Genomic DNA, 20,239 nt, shown 5'->3' with positions numbered 1-20,239 from the left:
GCGAACAGGCCCGCGACGGTGCGCGGGCCTGTTGCGGTGGCTGCAGGACGGGCGGCTGCCCGCTGCGGTGGCTTACGGGGTGACGACGATCTTGCCGCGCATCAGCGCCGAGTGGCCGGGGAACGAGCAGAAGAAGCTGTAGTCGCCACCGGCCTTGAGCTTGCTGCCCGCAATCGCCACGCTGGCGTTCGCGCCACCGCCGATCATCTTGGTGGCGGCCAGCACGCGCGCATCACCGGCCGGGACGTAGCTGGCGGCGGCACCGGCCTTGATCGCGTCCTTGGCGACGCCGGCCACATCGGCCGTGGCGGTGACCACGATGTTGTGGCCCATTGCGGCGACCGGCAGCTTGCCCGTGTGCTCGAGCTCGAAGCTGATGCTCTTGCACGCGGCCGAGACAGTGACGCTCTTCTGGTCGAACTGCATGTTGTCGCCGCCCTTGAGCTTGACCGTGCAGTTGGGCGCGGCCTGGACCATGCCGGCGGCACCGAGGAGGACGAGGGCGAGGAGGACCTTGTGGACGTTCATTGCGTACTTCTCCGTGGGGAATCGATGACTTTTTCGTCTTGCCGGCATGATCCGCCCGCGGGCCCGGGTGCGCCTTGATCTGGATCATCCGGACGGCACCGTATGGGTTAAAAAGGTTCCTCTCCATTCGAGGAAGTTCGGCGGAGTTGCAACGGACTGGATCAGGCCTGCGGCCGGGAGTCGTCCCGAGCCGGGGGTTGCTCTTCGGCTCGGTCAGCCATCCATGGCTGACTCGCCGCCGCAGCGCATCCATGCGCTGCTTTCCGCAACCCCCGCCCCGGAACGACCATCGCCCCATCACTGGCGTGGCTTCGAAAAGCTGGCCATCGAAGCATCGCAGCAGGGCGTGGCGTGGGTCCGAAGCCCGAAAGTGGCGCTTGTAAGAAAAGTCTAAAAAAGCTCACCGCGGCGCCGGCGCGCACCCCAGCGCCGTCAGCACCCCGTGCAGTGCCGGGATCTGCATCAGCCAGGGCGCGGCGATGGTCAGCAGGCCCATGCCCAGTACCAGCGCCGCGGCCGTGCGGCGCAGGGCGGGGCGCTGCAGCCAGCGGCCCATGCGCTGGCCGGACCAGGTCAGCGGCAGCATCACCGGCAGGGTGCCCAGGCCGAAGGCGAGCATGGTCAGGGCGCTGTTGCGCGGATGCGCCTGCAGCCAGGCCACGGCCAGCAGGCTGAAGCTCAGGCCGCAGGGCATCCAGCCCCAGAGCGCGCCGATGCCCAGGCGGCGCGCGGGCGTGTCCGCCGGCAGCAGGCGCCGCTGCAGTGGCCGCAGCCAGCCCCAGGCGCGGGTGCCGGGGCGCGAGAGGAAGCCGGGCAGGGCGCGCACGCCCAGCAGGCGCAGGGCCACCACCACCAGCGCGGCGCCGACCAGGGCGCGCAGGACGATGCCGATCCAGGGGTCGCGCAACACCCCCAGCAGGCCGTGCCCGAACGTGCCGACGATGGCGCCCGCGAGCGTGTAGCCGCCCACGCGGCCGAGGTTGAGCTGCAGCGCCGCCGGCCAGCCGCCAGCGGGCGCCGTGGCCGACAGCCCGGTCGCGATGCCGCCGCACATGGCCATGCAGTGCAGCCCACCCAGCAGGCCGCTGGTCAGCGCGGCCAGCAGCACCAGCCAGTCAATCGGCATGCGGCGGTTCCGGGTCGTGCGGCTCGGGCGCGCGCGGCTTTGCCGGACGTGGCCCCGGGCTGTCTTCGCGCAGGATGTCGAGCGCGGGCGTATCGAGATCGTCGAACTGGCCGCGGCGCACCGCCCACACGAAGGCCCAGACCGCCACGCCCAGCAGCACCAGGCTGATCGGGACGAGCAGCAGCAGGATCCTCATTGGCGATGCTCCGGCGGCTTGGACAGGAGGTGGGCGGCATCCGCGGCGCAGGCAGTGATCGGCGCAAACACGCGGGGGGTCTGGACGGGATGGCGGCGGGAGACCCGCATGGCAAGCCGCGCAGCCATCATGCCGCCCTGGCCAGGCGCAGCGCATTCAGCGTGACCACCAGCGACGAGCCGGCCATGCCCAGGGCTGCAATGAAGGGCGTGACCACGCCGCTCGCGGCCAGCGGGATGGCGAGCAGGTTGTAGCCCAGCGCCCAGCCCAGGTTCTGGCGGATGATGCGGCGGGTGTCGCGCGCAACGCGCACCGCGACGGGAATGCGCAGCAGGGTGGGCCCGGTCATCACCAGGTCGGCCGCGCGCTGGGCCAGGGCGGCGCCCTTGTCCATGGCCAGCGAGACGTCGGCGCCGGCCAGCACCGGGGCGTCGTTGAGGCCGTCGCCGACCATCGCCACGATCCGTCCTTCGTCCTGCAGCCCGCGCACCAGGGCGAGCTTGTCCTCGGGCCGCTGGCGGGCGTGGGTGCGGTCGATGTCCAGCGCCGCTGCAAGCGTCTCCACGCGCGATGCCGCGTCGCCGCTGGACAGGTGCACGCGCAGGCCCAGCGCACGCAACTCCCGCAGCGCCTCGGCCGCATCCGGGCGGACGTGTTCGCGCAGCTCGAAGCGCGCCACCGCGCGCCGGCCATCGCCCAGCCAGATCGCGCCATCGTCGTCGCCGCCGAAGGCGAAGGCGGCCTGGCCCAGCTTCCAGTCACGGCCGTCGACGCGGCCTTCGACGCCTTGGCCGGCCACCGCACGCACCACCGTTGCCTCCAGCTCGTCGCCGGCGTCGGCGAAAGCGGCGGCGAGCGGATGCCCGGCGTCGCGCTCCAGCGCGGCGGCGATGGCCAGGGCCGCAGGCGGGTCCAGTCCCTCGAAGGCCTCGACCGCGGCCAGCGCCGGGCGGTCGTCGCTGAGCGTGCCGGTCTTGTCGAACACGATGTCGGTGGCCGTGGCCAGGGTTTCCATCGCATCGGCGCGGGTGGCCAGCACGCCTGCGCGGGCGAGGCTGCCGTGCGCCGCGGCGAGCGCGGTCGGCACCGCCAGCGACAGCGCGCAGGGGCAGCTGATCACCAGCAGGGCCAGGGTGACCTCGAAGGCGCGCGAGGGGTCGTACATGCGCCAGCCGATGTACACCAGCACCGCCACGAACAGCAGCGAGACCACGAAGCGGCTGCCGATGTCGTCGGCCAGCCGTGCCAGCCGCGGACGGTGCGATTGCGCGTCCTCGACCAGGCGGGTGAGCTGGGACAGCCGCGTCTCCGGGCCGGTGCAGGTGATGCGGATCCGCGCCGGCGCTTCCCGGCTCACCGTGCCGGCGTAGACGGTCGCGCCCGGTGGCTTGCGCACTGCGCCCGATTCGCCGGTCAGCAGCGATTCCTCGAGCCAGGCCTCGGTGTCGAGCAGCACGCCGTCGGCCGGCACCGAATCGCCGACTGCAATGCAGGCCACGTCGCCGCTGCGCAGGTCGGCCAGCGGCACCGACTCGCGGCTGCCGTCAGGCTTCTCGCGCGTGGCGAAGGCTGGCCGCGCCCGCGCCAGCGCATCGACCTGGGCGCTGGCGACGTTGCGCGCGCGCTGTTCGAGCATGCGCGCGGCCAGCAGCAGGAACACGAACATCACCGCTGCGTCGTACCAGACGTGCTGGCCGCCGCGGATGGTCTCGAACAGGCTGGCGAAGTAGGCCAGCAGGGTGGAGGTGGCGATCAACGTGTCCATGCCGACATGGCGCGCGCGCAGTTCGCGCCACATGCCCGACAGGAACGGCCAGCCCGAATAGAACACCACCGGCGTTGCCAATAGGAAGGTCAGCCAGCGGAAGAAATCACGCGTGGCCAGCGGCATCGTGTTGTTGAAATCCAGGTACAGCGCCTCGGCCATCATCATCGCCTGCAGCATGCCGATGCCGGCGATGCCCAGGCGCAGCAGCCAGCGGTTGCGCTCGGCAGTGCGGGCGCGCTCGCGCGCATCGCCGCCGGCCAGCCACGGGCGATAGCCCAGCGACACCAGCCGGTCGAGCACGCGCGAGAGCGGCGCCTGTTGCGGGTCCCAGTCGATGCGGATGCGGCCGGTCACCGCGTTGGCGGTCACCTCGGCGACGCCGGCTTCGCGCTGCAGCGCGTTCTGGATCAGCCAGGCGCAGGCCGCGCAGCGCATGCCGTCGGTGAGCAGGGTGATGCGGCGCCCCTCCGGCACGGCGTGTGCGTGCTCACGCAGCAGGTCCTCACGGTCCCAGACCGAGAGGTCGACGTGATCCGTGCCGACGCGGCCGGCGGCGGCGGTGCGCAGCCGGTAGTAGTCGCCCAGGTCGGCGTCACGGATCCAGCGCGCGGCCGAGGCGCAGCCATCGCAGCAGTAGGCGTGGCCGTCGTCGTCGCTCGCGCGTTGGCGCAGGTCGGCCGGCAGCGTTTCGCCACAGTGGTGGCAGGCGGGACCCGCCACGGCCAGCGCTACTGCGCCAGCGACGGGGCCAGGCGCGTGGCGTGCTGCTGCCGCGGCAGCCGGCCCTGCAGGCGCCAGCTGCCGTCGGCGGGCGCCAGCTCCACGATCCAGTCATGGCCGTGGTCGATCGACTGCTGCAGGCGCCAGCCGGTGTCGCTGGGTGACAGCTCCAGCGACAGGTCCGCGCTGCCCTGGCTGGGATGCTGCAGCACCACCCGCAGCGGCGAGTCGCGTTCGAACTCGCCGGTGGCGGGGATCACCTCCAGCACGCCCTCGTCGGCGCGCAGCACCGCGCTCAGGCCGAGGGCGTGCGCCCGTCCGTCAGGGCCCAGGTCGGTGGTCTGGATCTGGGAGACGCGGCGCACGTCATCGCGCACCACGTCCGCGCCGCCGCTGCGCGAAGCGATGATCACCAGGGCCATGCCGGCGAATACCGACGCCGCCGGCAGGCCGATCACCAGCCACATGATCGGCATCTTCCAGAACGGTTGTTTCTGCTTGTCCATCACATGGGTCCAAAGAAGCTGCTGTCGACGATCTCGCGGCTCGTCCCATCATCGCTCTCGATGATGAAGCGCACATCATTGCGGCCGCTGGCGCCATCGCGCGCGACCAGCACCACCGGCACCGATACCACCGCCTCGGCGCGGGCCTGCACGCTGGTTGCAGCGTCGCGCAGCGCGATGCCAGGCGCCGATTCAAGCATGATCCGGAAGCTGCGCTCGCGGTCGCTCTTGTTGACCAGCTTGAGCGTGTAGTCGTTCTCGATCGCGCCGTTGGCGGTCTCACGATACAGCGCGTTGCGGTCGCGCAGCACTTCGGCGATCAGCTCGCTGCGCGTGCCCACGCCCACCGCCCAGGCAACCATGAGGCCGAGCAGCAGCAGGCCGTAGACGAAGATGCGCGGGCGCAACACCTTCGTGCCCTTGCCGTCGATGGCGTTCTGGGTCGAATAGCGGATCAGGCCCTTGGGGTAGCCCATCTTGGTCATCACGTCGTCGCAGGCGTCGATGCATGCGCCGCAGGCGATGCACTCGTACTGCAGGCCATTGCGGATATCGATGCCGGTCGGGCAGACCTGCACGCAGATGGTGCAGTCGATGCAGTCGCCCAGCTCCTCGAACTGGAACTTCGGCAGCGGATGCACCTCGCCCAAGTCGCCGTCCCAGGTGACCGTGCTGCTGGCGTGCGCGGCCTGGGTCGCCGCCGACGGATGCCGGCTGGCGCGGAACACGTAGTCGTAGGCGGTGCGCGGGTCGAGCAGGCCGCGCACGCGTTCGAACACGCTGGGCAGGCCGCGCTTGCGCGGGCCGCGCGGCTCGCCGCGCATCGGGTCGTAGGCGATGATCAGGGTGTTGCGGTCGAACATCGCGCCCTGGAAGCGCGCGTAGGGGCACATGTACTTGCACACCTGCTCGCGCAGGAAGCCGGCGTTGCCCCAGGTGGCCAGCGCGTAGAACAGCACCCAGAACGTTTCCCAGCTGCCCCATGACAGCGTCGCCAGGCGCGCGCCCAGCTCGGTGATCGGGGTGAAGAAGCCGACGAAGGTGAAGCCTGTCCACAGCGCCAACACCGCCCACAGCGTGTGTTTGGCGCCCTTGCGCAGGATCTTCTCGCCGGTCCAGGGGCCGGCGTCGAGCTTCATCCGCTTCGGCCGGTCGCCCTCGGTCCAGCGCTCCATCCATAGGAACACCTCGGTCCATACCGTCTGCGGGCAGGCATAGCCGCAGAACAGCCGCCCGGCCAGCGCAGTGAAGAAGAACAGCGCCAGCGCGGCGATGATCAGCAGCAGCGCCAGGAACAGGAAGTCCTGGGGCCAGAAGGTCAGCCCGAACACGTGGAACTTGCGTGCCGGCAGGTCGAACAGCACCGCCTGGCGGTCGTCCCAGCGCAACCAGGGGACTCCGTAGAACATGCCCAGCAGCCAGACCACCGCCGCCACGCGCAGCCGGTTGAGCGGGCCGGAGACGTCGCGCGGATAGACCTTGCGCTCCTTGACGTACAGCGAGCCGCCGCCGTCGTCGACGACGTCGATGGGGATGTTGCGGCTCATCGCGGCGTCCCGGATCGGACGGACGGTGGCTTGTGGGTGCGGAAGATCATCGATGGCTCCACCGGTTCGCGGTCACGGCGTGGCTGTAGCGGCGCCGGGCGAAGCCGGCACACGCCAGTATGGGGATCGGCCGGACCGGTCAAAGCGACAGAATGTCCCAGGCGCCTGCACGGCGCCCGGTGGACGCCGCGCAGCGCCGCTTCAGCCCGGCGGCAGGGCCCGGTTGAAGCGGCTGGCCGGACGCAGCAGGATCCAGGTGAACAGGCTCGAGGCGGCGGTGGCCACCCAGAACATGAAGAACCCGAAGGTGTAGCCCAGTCCCCGGGTCATCGGGAACTCGGGGAAGGTCATGTCGCGCAGCTGGATCGGGTCGATGAAGGCGAAGAACACCATCGTGCACACGCCCGCGGCGAAGAAGCTGGGCCACGCGATCGCACCAACCCGCTGCGCCATGGGGCGCGGCGGGTGGTCGAAGCGCGGCTGGGTGAAGTCGGTCATTGCCGTCCTGGAGGCGGGTCCGTCCGGTCGGAGTTTGACAAAGACCATACATACGCCGCCACCAGCCGTCCACGGGTCTCGCCCAGCAGGTCGCGATGGGCCGGCATGATGCCGTGGCGGCCCCCGACGATGGTGGTGCGGATGCTGTCGAGCGTATTGGCGTACAGCGTGTTGCGCTGGGTCAGGTCGGGGGCGCCCAGGTCCGGGTTGCCCTTGCCCTCGGGGCCGTGGCAGGCCACGCACAGGCTGTCGTAATACTTCTTGCCGCGCGCGGCCATGTAGTCGTTGCGCAGGGTGGCGTCGATGTCCTCCGAGCGCAGCGCGCGGACATAGGTGGCGGCCTGGGTGATGGCGAGGTCGCCGCCGATCCCCTCCAGCACCGTGCCCAGCGGCGGCATGATGCCCTGGCGGCCATCCAGCACCGATTCCAGGACGCGCTCCGGATCGCCGCCCCAGTTCCAGGCGGTGTCGGTCAGGTTGGGGTAGCCCGATGCGCCCTGCGCCGATGAGCCGTGGCAGGCCGCGCAGGTGTTGGCGAAGATCGAACGGCCCAGCTCCATGGCGGTCGGGTCGGCCGCCAGCGTGTCGAACGGCTGGTTGGCGTAGACGCCGAAGGTTTCCTCGAGCAGCTCGGCGTGCCGCGCCTTGTCCGCGTCATGCGCCTTGGCCGAGGTCCAGCCCGAGGCGCCGGCGAAGTTGCCCAGGCCGGGGTACCAGGCCAGGTAGCCGATACCGAAGATGATGGTCAGGTAGAACCCGTTGATCCACCACTTCGGCAGCGGCTTGTTGTACTCGGTGATGTCGCCGTCCCAGATGTGGCTGGTCTCTTCCGGCTTCGGATCGCCGGGGCGGCGGCGCGCCGTCCACCACAGCAGCCAGGCGCAGCCACCGATGTTGATCGCCACCAGCACGATGACGTACCACGACCACGCATTGCTCATCGGGAAGACTCCTGGTCGTCGGTCAGCGGCAGCTGCGCCGCCTCGTCGAACTCACGCCTGCGCTTCGGGCTCCAGACCCAGATCCAGCCGCCGAGGAAGCACACCAGCAGCACGACGGTGACGATGCCGGAGATCATTGTGCTTCTCCTGCGCGCGGCGCGTGCCGGCCCAGGCCCTGCAGGTAGGCGACCACGGCGTCGAGTTCGGTCTTGCCGGCAAGTTCGGCCGGTGCCTGGGCGATGTCCTCGTCGCTGTAGGGATCGCCGAGGCGCTGCAGGGCGCGCATGCGGCGGGCAGTCTGGTCGCGGTCGACGGTGTTCGTGGCCAGCCAGGAGTAGGCGGGCATGTTGGACTCGGGCACCACGTCGCGCGGGTTGATCAGGTGCACGCGGTGCCAGTCGTCGGAGTAGCGGCCGCCGACGCGGGCAAGGTCGGGCCCGGTGCGCTTGGAGCCCCACTGGAACGGGCGGTCGTAGACCGATTCACCCGCCAGCGAGTAGTGGCCGTAGCGCTCGGTCTCGAAGCGCAGGGTGCGCACCATCTGCGAGTGGCAGTTGTAGCAGCCTTCGCGGACGTAGACATCGCGGCCCGCCAGCTCCAGCGCGGGGTAGGGCTCGACGCCGGGCAGCGGCTCGATCGCTTCGGCCTGGTACATCAGCGGGACGATTTCGGCCAGGCCGCCGAAGGAGACCACCACCGCGATCAGCACCGCCAGCAGGCCGACGTTCTTCTCGACCTTCTCGTGCGCGTGCGCGTTCTTGTTCTCGCTCATGCCTGGCCTCCGGCGCGGGCCTGGGCCACGGTGGCGATTGACTGGGAAGGATCGGGCGCCAGCACCGGCTGGTCGGCGGCGACGGCCTGGCCCTGGCGATAGGTGCGCCACACGTTCAGCGCCATCAGGAACATGCCGGCCAGCACCACCACGCCGCCCAGCAGGCGCACCAGGTAGTAGGGGTAGGTGGCGTTGAGCGCCTCGACGAAGCTGTAGGTCAGGGTGCCGTCGTCATTGGTGGCGCGCCACATCAGGCCCTGCATCACGCCGGCAATCCACATCGAGGCGATGTACAGCACCACGCCGATGGTGTGCAGCCAGAAGTGCAGGTCGATCCACTTGATCGAATACATCTCGCGCAGGCCCAGCAGGCGCGGCAGCAGCGCGTAGATCGAGCCGATCGAGATCATCGCCACCCAGCCCAGCGCGCCGGCGTGGACGTGGCCCACGGTCCAGTCGGTGTAGTGGGACAGCGAGTTGACCGTCTTGATCGACATCATCGGCCCCTCGAACGTGGCGATCATGTAGAAGCTGAGCGCGACGATGAGGAACTTCAGGATCGGGTCGGTGCGCAGCTTATGCCACACGCCCGAGAGGGTCATGATGCCGTTGATCGCGCCGCCCCAGCTGGGCGCCAGCAGGATCAGCGAGAACACCATGCCCACGTTCTGCGCCCAGTCGGGCAGGGCGGTGTAGTGCAGGTGGTGCGGGCCGGCCCACATGTAGACCGCGATCAGCGCCCAGAAGTGGACGATCGACAGGCGGTAGGAGTAGATCGGCCGCCCGGCCTGCTTGGGTACGTAGTAGTACATCATGCCCAGGAAGCCGGCGGTCAGCAGGAAGCCGACCGCGTTGTGGCCGTACCACCACTGCACCATCGCGTCGACCGCGCCGGTGTAGATGCTGTAGGACTTGCCCAGCCCGACCGGGATCGCGATGTTGTTGACGATGTGCAGCAGGGCGATGGCGATGATGTACGCGCCGTAGAACCAGTTGGCCACGTAGATGTGCTTGACCCGGCGCTTGGCGATCGTGCCGAAGAACAGCACCGCGTAGGCCACCCACACCACGGTGATCAGCAGGTCGATCGGCCATTCGAGCTCGGCGTACTCCTTGCCCTGGGTCATGCCCAGCGGCAGGGTGATGGCCGCGGACACGATCACCGCCTGCCAGCCCCAGAACACGAAGGCGGCCAGCCTGTCGGAGAGCAGCCGCACGTGGCAGGTACGCTGCACCACGTGCAGGCTGGTGGCGAACAGCGCGCTGCCGCCGAAGGCGAAGATCACCGCATTGGTGTGCAGCGGCCGCAAGCGGCCATAGCTGAGCCAGGAGATGCCCTTGGTGAGGTCCGGCCAGTACAGCTGCGCGGCGATCAGCACGCCCACGGCCATGCCGACGATGCCCCAGACCACGGTCATCACCGCGAACTGGCGGACCACCTTGTCGTTGTAAGTTTCTGTAGCGGCCTGGTGCATGGCGCGTCCTGACGTTGAACGTGGCGAAGACTAGTCCGGGGGTGGAATGACAGCCTTGATCACGATCAAGGCGTCTCCCGGACGGCTGTGGAACGGTGTGAGGCGCAAAGGGCTGCCGCGGCGCTGGACGCGGCCGGGCGGCAAGATCGGCCCGCCCGGCATTATCGCCCAGCGTGCGGGCCGGGTTCACCTTCCGGACGCTGCGTTGCGGGAACGGCCTCGCTGACAAACGCCTGTTTTCGCGGGGTCCGGCTTGATCCGGGTCAAGGCGCTAGGACGAAAAGTCCACATACTCGGGTCCCATGCAGACCATCTCTCCATTGAATCCGGCCAGGACCTGGCGTTTCGACGCGGAGCTGCTGCGCCGCTACGACCGGCCGGGGCCGCGCTACACGTCCTATCCGACCGCGCCGCATTTCGCCGAAGGTTTCGGCGAAGCCGATTTCAGCGACCTGGCCCGGCGCAGCAACCAGGATCCGATCCCGCGCCAGCTCTCGCTGTACGTGCACATCCCGTACTGCCAGAGCCCGTGTTTCTACTGCGGCTGCAATCGAATCATCACCCGCGACGTGGCCAGGGGGCGCATCTACCTGGACCGCCTTGAGCGCGAGATCGCTCTGGCCGCGCCGCTGTTCGACCGCGACCGCGAAGTGGTGCAGCTGCACCTGGGCGGCGGCACCCCGAACTTCCTGGCGCCCGAGCTGCTGGGCGAGCTGGTCGGCAGCCTCGGCCGGCATTTCAGCTTCAGCCGTGCAGCGGACCGCGATTTCTCGATCGAGCTCGATCCGCGCTTCGTCACCCCCGACGATATCGAGGTGCTTTCGGCAATCGGCTTCAACCGCACCAGCCTGGGCGTGCAGGACTTCGATCCGGAGGTGCAGAAGGCGATCAACCGCGAGCAGGGCATCGATGAAACCCTTGCGATCATCGACGCCTGCCGCCGCTTCGGCATGCGCTCGGTCAACGTCGACCTGATCTACGGCCTGCCCAAGCAGACCCCGGAAGGCTTCGGCCGCACCCTGGACACGGTGATCGACGCGCGTCCGGACCGGCTGGCGATCTACGGCTACGCGCACATGCCGCGCCTGTTCAAGGCCCAGCGCCAGATCGAGGACGCCGACCTGCCCAGCCCCGAGGGCAAGCTGGCGCTGCTGGAGCTGGCGGTGCAGCGGCTGGGCGACGCCGGCTACGAATACATCGGCATGGACCATTTCGCGCTGCCCGGCGACGAGCTCGCCCGCGCCCAGCGCGAGGGCGGCCTGCACCGCAACTTCATGGGCTACACCACCCATGCGCAGACCGACCTGGTGGGTTTTGGCGTGAGCGCCATCAGCCACGTCGGCGACAGCTTCACCCAGAACCACCGCGACCTGCCCTCGTGGGAGATCGCGGTCGACGAGGGCCGGCTGCCGATCTGGCGCGGCCTGATGCTGGGCAACGACGACGTGCTGCGCGCGGACCTGATCCAGCAGCTGATGTGCCAGGGCGAGATCGACGTGCGCAGGGTCGAAAAGACCTACGGCATCTCGTTCGGCGAGTATTTCAGCGAATCCCTGGCCGCGCTGCGGCCGCTGCAGGACGACGGCCTGGTGCAGTGCCCGCCCGGCTGGATCCGCGCCACGCCCCGCGGACGCGCCCTGTTGCGTATCATTGCCATGTGTTTCGACCGGTACCTGGGTGCGCAGCCTGACGGAGTGCGCTATTCCAGGGCCATCTGAAACCCACTGGCAGACAGGGCGGGCGTGTGCAAGAACAACCACTGAAGGTGTTGACCGGGACCCCGATCGCCGACGATGGCGATGAATACACCTTCTGCAGTACCTGCGCCTTCTCCGCGGCCTGCCTGTCGGAGGGCTACGACAAGAGCGTCCTGCGCGACCTGCACGTGCTGGTCGAACACGTCGGCCCGTTCCGCGAGGGCGACCACATCTTCCGCGAGGGCGATCCGTTCAACGCCATCGCCGCGGTGCGCGCCGGCACGGTCAAGACCTACGTCAACGACGCCAACGGGCGCGAGCAGGTGCTGGGCTTCTTCCTGCCCGGCGAGGTGATCGGCCTCAACGCCATCCACGCCTCGCGCTATCCCTGCAACGCGGTGGCGCTGGACACGGTGATGCTGTGCCGGTTCTCGTTCCCGATGATGGCGACCCTGGCCGGGCGCATGCCCGGACTGCAGCGTCACCTGTTCAACCTGCTCAGCCAGGACATCGGCAAGGCCTCGGTGCTGTCGGGCAACTTCACCGCCGACGAGCGCCTGGCGGCGTTCCTGGTGATGCTGTCGCGGCGCTTCGCCGAGCGCGGCTTCTCCGCCTACCGCATGCGCCTGACCATGGCCCGCACCGACATCGCCAACTACCTGCGGCTGGCGCCGGAAACCGTGAGCCGCGTGCTGCGCCGGCTGCAGGACGAAGGCGTACTCAAGGTCGACCGCCGCGACATGGAGATCCTCCAGCCCGAGGTGCTCGATGCGTTGGCGCACCACGTGCTGCGCGATTGAGGCTGCGTCCGTAGGCATCCGGATGCGGTGGGATCCGTTTGTCGTTCCGGATGCAGGGATACCTGTTTGTCATCCCGGATGCGATGAGGGTTTTCATCTGTCATCCCGAACGCAGTGAGGGATCTTCCTTCCGCAGAGCAGATCCCTCACTGCGTTCGGGATGACACCCAAAGCGCTGCCGCCGCCCCAACCGGCCTCACCAGCCGAAGTGGAACATCGCCTTGGCCAGCACCACGATACCCACCATGTGCCAGAACAGGCTCAGGTGCAGGCGTCGCGACAGGCTGCCGCGCAGCTGCCCGCGCCTGATCTTCCACATCGCGTAGCCGAAGTGCCCGGCCACGCCCAGCGCCAGCGCGATCTTGACCGTCAGCATCAGCGCAAAGCCGCTTGAAAGCGGCTGCGCCAGCGCTTCGCGGTAGCGCCAGGCCATGCCGGCGCCGCTGCCGTACAGCACCAGCAGCACCCAGGGCATGATCCCGCGCGCCACCTTGCCGATCCCGGCTTCGACCAGGTGCATCGCGTTCTTCGGCACGTGCCGGCGCACCCGCTCCAGGATCAGCACCTCGAAGAACACCGTGCCCACGAACAGCAGCGCGGCCAACAGGTGCAGCACCAGCAGGAGCGGGTAGGGACGCATCGTGCACGCAGGTTGCGCCCGCGTGGCCGCAGCCGCACTGACATGGATCAACCGCACCCAGCTCCCTCCCTCGCACGGAGGGGGAGGGTTGGGGTGGGGCGGCAGGTCGCGTCGATGCATCCAGCGCACCTTCGGTGCGCACCCCCATCCCGGCCTTCCCCGCGTGAAGGGCGCAATGCCCCGCGTTGCGGGGGAAGGGCCAAGAGCAGCGGCGGCGACACCGGTCCACCGCGGAATCCGGCCGGTTTTCCGACATTCACGCGGCCTTGACGCAGGTCAAGGTGCCACCAGCCCCGCGACAACACGATGCCGCAATCTCCAAGAGAGGCTCTGCACCAATGGATTCGACGCGCAAACTCTGGACAGGATTGGCGATCCTGTTGATCAGCTCATTCGCCGTGCTGCTGTGGGTGGGCAGCGAGGTCCATCGCCAGGCGCCACCGATGCCAGACCGGGTGGTGTCCACCGATGGCAGCGTGGTCTACACCCGTGCCGATATCGAGAAGGGCCGCCAGGTCTGGCAGTCGGTCGGCGGACAGCAGCTGGGCTCGATCTGGGGCCACGGTGCCTACGTCGCGCCCGACTGGGGCGCGGACTGGATGCATCGCGAGGCCGAGGCGATCCTCGATATCTGGGCCGCGCGCGAGCACGGCCAGGACAGCTACAAGCTGCTCGACGCCCCGATGCAGGCGGCCTATACCGCGCGCCTGCAGGCGCTGATGCGTCCCAATACCTGGGATGAGGCGTCCGCGACCATCACCCTCGACGCCGACCGCGTCGCCGCGATCGAGCAGGTGGCTGCGCACTACGTCAGCCTGTTCGGCAACGAGCCCGAAACCGCCGCGCTGCGCGAAGCCTATGCGATGCGCAACGACACCGTTGACACCGCGGCACATCGCGCGGCGATGACCGGGTTCTTCTGGTGGGTGTCCTGGTCGCAGGTGACCCAGCGTCCCGGCCAGGAGATCAGCTACACCGCCAACTGGCCGGCCGACGGCCTGGTCGGCAACACGCCGCCGCCCAGTACCTTCCTGTGGACGGTGTTCAGTGTGCTGTTCCTGATCGCCGGCGTGGCGCTGCTGGGCTGGCACTACGCGGTCAGCCACGGCGACGGGATGGCGCCGGTGCTGCCGAAGACCGATCCGCTGGCCAGCATCAGGATCACCCCGTCGATGCGCGCCACCGCCAAGTACTTCTGGGTGGTGATGGCGCTGTTCCTCGTGCAGATCCTGCTGGGCGCGACCACCGCGCACTACCAGGTTGAAGGCCAGCAGGCCTACGGTTTCGCGCTGTCGGAGATCCTGCCGTATTCGCTCACGCGCACCTGGCACACGCAGCTCGCGGTGCTGTGGATCGCGACCGCGTGGCTGGGCATGGGCCTGTACATCGGCCCGGCGATTTCCGGGCATGAGCCGAAATTCCAGCGACTTGGCGTCAACGTGTTGTGGACGTGCCTGATCGTGATCGTGGTCGGCTCGTTCGCCGGCCAGTGGTTCGCGGTGATGCAGAAGCTGGGCCTGGCGAACAACTTCTGGTTCGGCCACCAGGGCTGGGAATACGTCGACATCGGCCGCTTCTGGCAGTGGTTCCTGTTCGTGGGCCTGATGCTGTGGCTGACCCTGGTGGGCCGCGCGCTGTGGCCGTCGATCCGGCATGGCGGCGAATCGAGGTCCATCGTCAGCCTGCTGTTCCTGTCGGTGGTGGCCATCGGCATCTTCTACGCGGCCGGCCTGATGTGGGGCGAGCACACCCACCTGTCGATGGTCGAGTACTGGCGCTGGTGGGTGGTACACCTGTGGGTGGAAGGCTTCTTCGAGGTGTTCGCGGTGGCGGTGATCGCCTTCCTGTTCACCCGCCTGGGCCTGCTGCAGATCAAGACCGCGACGATCGCGGTGCTGTTCGCGACCATCGTGTTCATGGCCGGCGGCGTGCTCGGCACGCTGCACCACCTGTACTTCACCGGCACGCCGACGGCGGTGATCGCGATCGGCGCCAGCTTCTCGGCGCTGGAGGTGGTGCCGCTGGCCTACGTGGGCTTCGAGGCCTACCACAGCTACAAGCTGGGCAAGGCCACGCCGTGGATGGCGAAGTACCGGTGGCCGATCATGTTCTTCATCGCGGTCGCGTTCTGGAACCTGGTCGGTGCCGGCCTGCTCGGATTCCTGATCAATCCACCGCTGCCGCTGTACTACATGCAGGGCATGAACCTGACCGCGGCGCACGGACACACGGCGTTGTTCGGCGTGTACGGCATGCTCGGCGTCGGCCTGATGCTGTTCTGCCTGCGCGGCCTGAAGCCGGACGTGGTCTGGAACGAGGGCGCACTGAAGTTCTCGTTCTGGGCCTTCAACATCGGCCTGGCCGCGATGGCGCTGCTGACCCTGCTGCCGATCGGCGTGCTGCAGCTCGCCGCCGCGCTCGAGCACGGTTACTGGTATGCACGCTCGGCCGAGTTCATGCAGCAGCCGCTGATCGACATGCTGGTGTGGCTGAGGGTGCCGGGCGACACCATCTTCAGCGTCGGCGCGCTGTCGCTGGCCTGGTTCATGCTGCGGCTGTGGATCGTGCCCAGGCGCGAGGTGTTGCCGGTGGGTGGCGATCTGGCGGAAGCGTGATCGCAGCACGCACGGGCGCCGTCGGCTGATGACGGCGCAAGCCCGGGGGCCCACGAAGGCCGCCGGGCTTCGTGCTTCGCGGGGACGGCAGTGGCTGGGCGCGTGGCTGCATCCATCGGCGCACGCGGTACATTGAATGAAAAGGGAGCAGGACATGGACACTGGCAAGCGCATCGGCATCCAGGTCAACCCGCAGGTCGAGGTCGACGGCGCCCTGGTGGCGCGCGCCCTCGACCTGGAGGTCGAGGAGTTCCGGCGGCTGATGGAGGACCGCCGCATCTCGGTGCTGTGCGAACGCGGCGTGGGCGAGGACGAGGGCCTGTACCGCGCGAGCTTCTACTACGGCGAACGGCGCGCCCGCATGGTCGTTGACGCAAATGGAACGCCAGTGGCGGATGTGTCGTAGATCGCGGACCGTTGCTTCTGTAGGAGCGGCTTCAGCCGCGATACGCATTCACGGATGCGACGCGGCTGATGCACCGATCGCGGCTGAAGCCGCTCCTACAGAGGGGCCGCAGGGCAGGGGTGGCGATAGCGGATCGGGATCGCTTGACCTGCGTCAACGTCCCCTGCACGTCGTTGCCTGAAGATGGCCGCATGACCAGACCCGCTTCCGGACCTTCGCCCGGCCTGTTGACCGAGGCGCCGCACCGGCTGATGTTCTTCATTGGCGCCGGCAATCTGCTGCTGGCGATGGCCTGGTGGGCGGCCTGGCTGGCCGCGCAACGCTGGCCGGGACTGCTGCAGGTGCCGCAGGCAGCCACCTATCCGGGCTGGCTGCATGCCTTCGTGATGCAGTACCAGGTGTTGCCGAGCTTTTTCTTCGGCTTCCTGCTGACCGTGTTCCCGCGCTGGCTCGGCCTGCCCGACATCCCGCGCTGGCGCTACGTGCCGGTGGGCGTGGGCATGTTCGGTGGTCAGGCTGCGATGCTGCTGGGCGCGCTGGGGCTGGAGGTCGCGCTGGTGGTGGGCCTGTTCATGACCCTGGCCGGGTGGAGCTCGGGCGTGTGGATCCTGGGGCGGCTGCTGCTGTCCGAGCGCGGAACGACCTGGCACGCGCGCTCGTGCTTCGCGGCGATGCTGCTGGGCCTGCTCGGCGTGCTGTGCTTCGGTGCATTCCTGCTGACAGGTTCGGCGTGGTCGGTGTTCTTCGCGATCAAGCTGGGCACCTTCGGCCTGCTGCTGCCGGTGTACCTGACCGTCGCGCACCGCATGTTCCCGTTCTTCGCCGGCAACACCGTCCCCGGCTATGTCGCCTGGCGTCCGATGTGGCTGCTGGCCGCGATCTGGGCCCTGGCGATGGCGCACCTGCTGCTCGAGCTGCTGCATGCCTACGCCTGGCTGTGGCTGGTGGACCTGCCGATGCTGGTGCTGTCGGTGTGCGTGCTGTGGCGCTGGTGGCCGCGCGGCGCGGCACCGGGGCTGCTGCGCGTGCTGTTCGTGGGGCTGCTGTGGTGGCCGATCACGTTCGCGCTGTTTTCGCTGCAAAGCCTGCTGTACCTGGAATCGGGCGCGTTCGTACTCGGCCGCGCGCCGGCGCATGCGCTGTTCATCGGCCTGTTCGGCAGCGTGCTGGTGGCGATGGTGAGCCGCGTCACCCAGGGTCATTCGGGCAGGCCGCTGAAGATGTATGGCCTGGCGTGGTTTGCCTTCGTCGGCATCCAGGTGGCGGCGGCGATGCGCATCGCCGCAGAAATGATGCCGGACGTGCTGGCATGGCAGGCACTGTCCGCGCTGGGCTGGCTCGTGGCGCTGTCGCCATGGGTGTTCCGGATCGGCGGCATCTACCTGTCGCCGCGTGCGGACGGCAAGCCGGGGTAGGGGAGTGGTGCGCGGGAGAGGGACAATGGTCGGCCTTTGGCCGGAGGTTTTTTCGGGATGATCGAGTTCTACCCGCAGATCAAGCACGCCCATATCGGCTTTGCCCTGCTCAGCGGCGGGCTGTTCGCAATGCGCGGCCTGCTGCTGCTCCTGGGCGCGCGCTGGCCCAATGCTGCGCCGGTGCGCTACCTGAGCTACACCATCGATACCGCCCTGCTGACGGCGGCGATGATGCTGCTGACCATCCTGCCCTCGGCGCTGTACGCCAATGGCTGGCTGGCGGTGAAGGTGGTGCTGATCGTGGTCTACGTGGTGCTTGGCGTGTTCGCGTTGCGTCGCGGCCGCACCCGTCGCGCGCGCGCGATCGGCTACGTGGCGGCGTTGCTCGTCTTCGCCCAGGTCTACTTCATCGCACGCACGCACCATCCGCTGGGGGCGCTGTACCTGCTGGGCTGAGTGCTGCCGGCGGTGCCGGGGCAACCTTGCGTCCGATCACGGCGTGATGCATGCGCCTGCGTGGGTCGCGATCCTCTCAGGCCGCACCGCCGCGCGGAAGCGGCAGCCGCCAGCCACGCCGGATCGCCAGCCAGCGAAGCACGAAGCAGGCCACCGCGCCGACGACTGCGGTCGGCGGTCCCGGCAGCGACAGCGCGTTCCCGGTCACGACCACCAGCGCGCCCACCAGCGCGGCCACCGCATAGAGTTCGCGCTGCAGCACGCCCGGGATGGTCGCCACCAGCAGGTCGCGCACGATGCCCCCGCCGACGCCGGACAGGATGCCGAGCATGACCGCGCCGGTCGGCCCCAGCCCGTGCGCCAGCGCCTTGCCCGCGCCGAGCACCGCGAACAGCGAGAGCCCGATCGCGTCGGAGATCTGCACCGGATTGCGCATGCGTTCGACCTGCTCGTGCCACTGGAAGGTCACCAGGCCCGCAGCGACCGATACCGCCAGATAGCGCCAATCCACCATCGATGCCGGCACCAGGTCCAACATCACGTCGCGGAGGATGCCGCCGGCCGTTGCCGCGGCGAACGACAGCACCAGCACGCCGAACAGGTCCAGCCGATGCCGCACCGCCACCAGCCCGCCGCTGATCGCGAACGCGAACGTGCCGAGGAAATCGATCATGGCGACGAAGGTCAGGGTCATGGCATGTGCGCAGGTAGGGCGGAAGGTTGGTGCAGGCTTGCGCCGGGTGGATCAGGACATGGGTTCGGGTTCGCGCATGCCCGCGATCTTCGCCGGCAGCGGAATGAACTCGCCATCGTCCAGGTCAGGCAACTTCATGCGGCCGGCCGCCCAGTCCGCCCGTGCCTGGTCGATGCGCTCCTTCGAGGAGGATACGAAGTTCCAGTCGATGTAGCGCGGCCCCACCGGATCGCCGCCCAGGGCCATGACCACCGCTTCGCTCGATGCCGCGATGGTGGCGGCGCTCCCCGGCACGAGTACGGCCATGCTGCCGGGCTCCACGCGCTGGCCTGCGATCTCCACGTCGCCACGGGCGACATAGACCGCGCGTTCGGGATACTCGGCCGGCAGCGACACGCGCCCGCCCGGGGGCAGCTGCCAGTGCACGTAGAACTGCGGCGAATCGATTCGCACCGGTGATTGCACGCCTGCCAGGCGCCCGGCGATCAGACGCCCGGCCACGCCCTCGTCATGGAATGCCGGCAGCGCATCCGCCGGGTAGTGCCAGAAGCCGGGATCGATCTCTTCGCGGTCCTCAGGCAGCGCAACCCAGGCCTGGATCCCGTCCATCGGCCCGCCTTCGTCGCGCAGCCGCTCGAAGCGTTCGGAATGGGTGATGCCGCGGCCGGCGGTCATCCAGTTCACCTCGCCGGGGCGCACCGGCTGCTCGGAACCGACGCTGTCGCGATGCATGATCTCGCCGTCGAACAGGTAGGTGATCGTGGACAGTCCGATGTGCGGGTGCGGGCGCACGTCGGCTTCCGGCGGCAGGCCAGGCTCGATCAGTTTCGGGCCCATGCGGTCGAAGAAGATGTAGGGCCCGACCATGCGCCGCCGGGCAAAGGGCAGTACCCGCCCGACCTCGAAGCTGCCCAGGTCGCGGGTGCGCTGGCGGATGAGAAGTTCGATCATGTCGCGCCTCCTGGCTGCCGCGGCGTGTGCCGTGGGCGGCATCATCGCAGCTGGGGCGTGCGAGCTGAACCGACAGGCTGCCGCAGGAGCGGTTTCAGTTGCGATTGCAGCATCCGGTGGTGATACACGATGCGAACGACTGGACCATGCCTCCGGCTGGCGTCGTTCCGGGCCGGGGGTTGCTCCCCGGCTCGGTCAGCCATCCATGGCTGACTCGCCGCCGCAGCGCATCCCTGCGCTGCTTTCCGCAACCCCCGCCCCGGAACGACCATCGCCCAGTCACTGGCGTGGCTTCGAAAAATCCCCCACCGAAGCATCGCGACACCAGTTGCAGTGAGCCGTGCCCTGGCGACCGGGGGTCGCGACGAGCAAAACATGGATGTTTTGCGCGTGAGTCAGGGCAGGGAGAGCGTGGATGGCTTGCGCGGCATGCCGCGCATCCACGCGAGCGCCCGGCATGCTGTGCCGGGCCGGACCGCGTAGCGGCC

General features: G+C 68.8%; 20 protein-coding genes. 6 read left to right on the top strand and 14 right to left on the bottom strand.

The features are described 5' to 3' along the window. Positions 1 to 72: 72 nt before the first annotated feature. The 11 genes from azu to ccoN all read right to left on the bottom strand — a co-directional run bounded on the left by azu (position 73) and on the right by ccoN (position 10,077). Positions 73 to 528: an azurin gene (azu, locus tag ACW5DW_RS14750; RefSeq protein WP_457019926.1), complete on the bottom strand. Its 456-nt coding sequence runs from the start codon at positions 526 to 528 to the stop codon at positions 73 to 75. A gap of 400 nt (positions 529 to 928) precedes the next feature. After that, entirely contained in the window at positions 929 to 1,654 is a 726-nt protein-coding gene (locus ACW5DW_RS14745) for a sulfite exporter TauE/SafE family protein (protein WP_457019925.1), read from the bottom strand. Further along, positions 1,644 to 1,850 (bottom strand): cbb3-type cytochrome oxidase assembly protein CcoS, encoded by a 207-nt coding sequence (gene ccoS, locus ACW5DW_RS14740; RefSeq protein ID WP_457019924.1) that lies wholly within the window; start codon positions 1,848 to 1,850, stop codon positions 1,644 to 1,646. Before ccoS ends, ACW5DW_RS14745 begins: the two co-directional genes overlap by 11 nt. Before the next feature lie 127 nt (positions 1,851 to 1,977). Beyond that, the gene (locus ACW5DW_RS14735; protein ID WP_457019923.1) at positions 1,978 to 4,338 is read right to left on the bottom strand and encodes a heavy metal translocating P-type ATPase; all 2,361 of its coding nucleotides are present in this window, start codon (positions 4,336 to 4,338) and stop codon (positions 1,978 to 1,980) included. 8 nt (positions 4,339 to 4,346) lie between these two features. After that, positions 4,347 to 4,844 carry a FixH family protein gene (locus ACW5DW_RS14730; RefSeq protein ID WP_457019922.1) on the bottom strand — a complete coding sequence of 166 codons (498 nt, stop codon included), beginning with the start codon at positions 4,842 to 4,844 and terminating at the stop codon, positions 4,347 to 4,349. Further along, entirely contained in the window at positions 4,844 to 6,391 is a 1,548-nt protein-coding gene (locus tag ACW5DW_RS14725) for a 4Fe-4S dicluster domain-containing protein (protein WP_457019921.1), read from the bottom strand. Before ACW5DW_RS14725 ends, ACW5DW_RS14730 begins: the two co-directional genes overlap by 1 nt. A 201-nt stretch (positions 6,392 to 6,592) precedes the next feature. Continuing rightward, positions 6,593 to 6,889 (bottom strand): hypothetical protein, encoded by a 297-nt coding sequence (locus tag ACW5DW_RS14720; protein WP_457019920.1) that lies wholly within the window; start codon positions 6,887 to 6,889, stop codon positions 6,593 to 6,595. Next, complete coding sequence (gene ccoP / locus ACW5DW_RS14715) at positions 6,886 to 7,830, bottom strand: cytochrome-c oxidase, cbb3-type subunit III (RefSeq protein ID WP_457019919.1); 945 nt, start codon at positions 7,828 to 7,830, stop codon at positions 6,886 to 6,888. Before ccoP ends, ACW5DW_RS14720 begins: the two co-directional genes overlap by 4 nt. Further along, entirely contained in the window at positions 7,827 to 7,967 is a 141-nt protein-coding gene (locus tag ACW5DW_RS14710; RefSeq protein WP_457019918.1) for a cbb3-type cytochrome oxidase subunit 3, read from the bottom strand. Before ACW5DW_RS14710 ends, ccoP begins: the two co-directional genes overlap by 4 nt. Then, the gene (gene ccoO, locus ACW5DW_RS14705; RefSeq protein WP_457019916.1) at positions 7,964 to 8,602 is read right to left on the bottom strand and encodes a cytochrome-c oxidase, cbb3-type subunit II; all 639 of its coding nucleotides are present in this window, start codon (positions 8,600 to 8,602) and stop codon (positions 7,964 to 7,966) included. Before ccoO ends, ACW5DW_RS14710 begins: the two co-directional genes overlap by 4 nt. Then, the gene (ccoN, locus tag ACW5DW_RS14700; RefSeq protein WP_457019915.1) at positions 8,599 to 10,077 is read right to left on the bottom strand and encodes a cytochrome-c oxidase, cbb3-type subunit I; all 1,479 of its coding nucleotides are present in this window, start codon (positions 10,075 to 10,077) and stop codon (positions 8,599 to 8,601) included. The genes ccoO and ccoN overlap by 4 nt, the downstream gene beginning before the upstream one ends. Positions 10,078 to 10,379: 302 nt before the next feature. On the opposite strand from ccoN, the gene hemN reads away from it, so the two are divergent. Next, on the top strand, positions 10,380 to 11,795 hold the full coding sequence (gene hemN, locus ACW5DW_RS14695) for an oxygen-independent coproporphyrinogen III oxidase (RefSeq protein ID WP_457019914.1): 1,416 nt from the start codon (positions 10,380 to 10,382) through the stop codon (positions 11,793 to 11,795). A 50-nt stretch (positions 11,796 to 11,845) separates the two neighbouring features. Then, complete coding sequence (locus ACW5DW_RS14690) at positions 11,846 to 12,574, top strand: helix-turn-helix domain-containing protein (RefSeq protein WP_457019913.1); 729 nt, start codon at positions 11,846 to 11,848, stop codon at positions 12,572 to 12,574. A 196-nt stretch (positions 12,575 to 12,770) separates the two neighbouring features. Here the strand turns inward: ACW5DW_RS14690 and ACW5DW_RS14685 are convergent, their stop codons facing one another. Further along, on the bottom strand, positions 12,771 to 13,214 hold the full coding sequence (locus ACW5DW_RS14685; RefSeq protein ID WP_457019912.1) for a CopD family copper resistance protein: 444 nt from the start codon (positions 13,212 to 13,214) through the stop codon (positions 12,771 to 12,773). 338 nt (positions 13,215 to 13,552) lie between these two features. Between ACW5DW_RS14685 and ACW5DW_RS14680 the strand changes: the two genes are divergently transcribed. The 4 genes from ACW5DW_RS14680 (at position 13,553) to ACW5DW_RS14665 (ending at position 18,106) form a co-directional block, all read left to right on the top strand. Further along, entirely contained in the window at positions 13,553 to 15,829 is a 2,277-nt protein-coding gene (locus ACW5DW_RS14680; protein WP_457019911.1) for a nitric-oxide reductase large subunit, read from the top strand. A gap of 154 nt (positions 15,830 to 15,983) precedes the next feature. Further along, complete coding sequence (locus ACW5DW_RS14675) at positions 15,984 to 16,235, top strand: DUF6522 family protein (RefSeq protein ID WP_457019910.1); 252 nt, start codon at positions 15,984 to 15,986, stop codon at positions 16,233 to 16,235. 191 nt (positions 16,236 to 16,426) lie between these two features. After that, a complete protein-coding gene (locus ACW5DW_RS14670) occupies positions 16,427 to 17,650 on the top strand; it encodes an NnrS family protein (protein WP_457019908.1) in 1,224 nt (407 codons plus the stop codon). A 57-nt stretch (positions 17,651 to 17,707) separates the two neighbouring features. Continuing rightward, on the top strand, positions 17,708 to 18,106 hold the full coding sequence (locus ACW5DW_RS14665) for a SirB2 family protein (RefSeq protein ID WP_457019906.1): 399 nt from the start codon (positions 17,708 to 17,710) through the stop codon (positions 18,104 to 18,106). Positions 18,107 to 18,182: 76 nt separating this feature from the next. Here ACW5DW_RS14665 and ACW5DW_RS14660 read toward each other — a convergent pair whose 3' ends face one another. Next, complete coding sequence (locus ACW5DW_RS14660; RefSeq protein ID WP_457019904.1) at positions 18,183 to 18,800, bottom strand: trimeric intracellular cation channel family protein; 618 nt, start codon at positions 18,798 to 18,800, stop codon at positions 18,183 to 18,185. A 51-nt stretch (positions 18,801 to 18,851) separates the two neighbouring features. Then, positions 18,852 to 19,751: a pirin family protein gene (locus tag ACW5DW_RS14655; RefSeq protein ID WP_457019902.1), complete on the bottom strand. Its 900-nt coding sequence runs from the start codon at positions 19,749 to 19,751 to the stop codon at positions 18,852 to 18,854. Between the last annotated feature and the right edge of the window lie 488 nt (positions 19,752 to 20,239).

The sequence above is a fragment of the Luteimonas sp. A482 genome (genome assembly GCF_054072655.1).
The sequence above is the reverse complement of the archived record's forward strand: the minus strand, read 5'-3'. Positions and strand labels throughout refer to the sequence as shown.

Excerpts from the sequence above, each read along its gene's own strand:
- azu (WP_457019926.1), bottom strand. The coding sequence starts at position 528 with ATGAACGTCCACAAGGTCCTCCTCGCCCTCGTCCTCCTCGGTGCCGCC.
- ACW5DW_RS14745 (WP_457019925.1), bottom strand. The coding sequence starts at position 1,654 with ATGCCGATTGACTGGCTGGTGCTGCTGGCCGCGCTGACCAGCGGCCTG.
- ccoS (WP_457019924.1), bottom strand. The coding sequence starts at position 1,850 with ATGAGGATCCTGCTGCTGCTCGTCCCGATCAGCCTGGTGCTGCTGGGC.
- ACW5DW_RS14730 (WP_457019922.1), bottom strand. The coding sequence starts at position 4,844 with ATGGACAAGCAGAAACAACCGTTCTGGAAGATGCCGATCATGTGGCTG.
- ACW5DW_RS14725 (WP_457019921.1), bottom strand. The coding sequence starts at position 6,391 with ATGAGCCGCAACATCCCCATCGACGTCGTCGACGACGGCGGCGGCTCG.
- ACW5DW_RS14720 (WP_457019920.1), bottom strand. The coding sequence starts at position 6,889 with ATGACCGACTTCACCCAGCCGCGCTTCGACCACCCGCCGCGCCCCATG.
- ccoP (WP_457019919.1), bottom strand. The coding sequence starts at position 7,830 with ATGAGCAATGCGTGGTCGTGGTACGTCATCGTGCTGGTGGCGATCAAC.
- ACW5DW_RS14710 (WP_457019918.1), bottom strand. The coding sequence starts at position 7,967 with ATGATCTCCGGCATCGTCACCGTCGTGCTGCTGGTGTGCTTCCTCGGC.
- ccoO (WP_457019916.1), bottom strand. The coding sequence starts at position 8,602 with ATGAGCGAGAACAAGAACGCGCACGCGCACGAGAAGGTCGAGAAGAAC.
- ccoN (WP_457019915.1), bottom strand. The coding sequence starts at position 10,077 with ATGCACCAGGCCGCTACAGAAACTTACAACGACAAGGTGGTCCGCCAG.
- hemN (WP_457019914.1), top strand. The coding sequence starts at position 10,380 with ATGCAGACCATCTCTCCATTGAATCCGGCCAGGACCTGGCGTTTCGAC.
- ACW5DW_RS14685 (WP_457019912.1), bottom strand. The coding sequence starts at position 13,214 with ATGCGTCCCTACCCGCTCCTGCTGGTGCTGCACCTGTTGGCCGCGCTG.
- ACW5DW_RS14680 (WP_457019911.1), top strand. The coding sequence starts at position 13,553 with ATGGATTCGACGCGCAAACTCTGGACAGGATTGGCGATCCTGTTGATC.
- ACW5DW_RS14675 (WP_457019910.1), top strand. The coding sequence starts at position 15,984 with ATGGACACTGGCAAGCGCATCGGCATCCAGGTCAACCCGCAGGTCGAG.
- ACW5DW_RS14670 (WP_457019908.1), top strand. The coding sequence starts at position 16,427 with ATGACCAGACCCGCTTCCGGACCTTCGCCCGGCCTGTTGACCGAGGCG.
- ACW5DW_RS14665 (WP_457019906.1), top strand. The coding sequence starts at position 17,708 with ATGATCGAGTTCTACCCGCAGATCAAGCACGCCCATATCGGCTTTGCC.
- ACW5DW_RS14660 (WP_457019904.1), bottom strand. The coding sequence starts at position 18,800 with ATGACCCTGACCTTCGTCGCCATGATCGATTTCCTCGGCACGTTCGCG.
- ACW5DW_RS14655 (WP_457019902.1), bottom strand. The coding sequence starts at position 19,751 with ATGATCGAACTTCTCATCCGCCAGCGCACCCGCGACCTGGGCAGCTTC.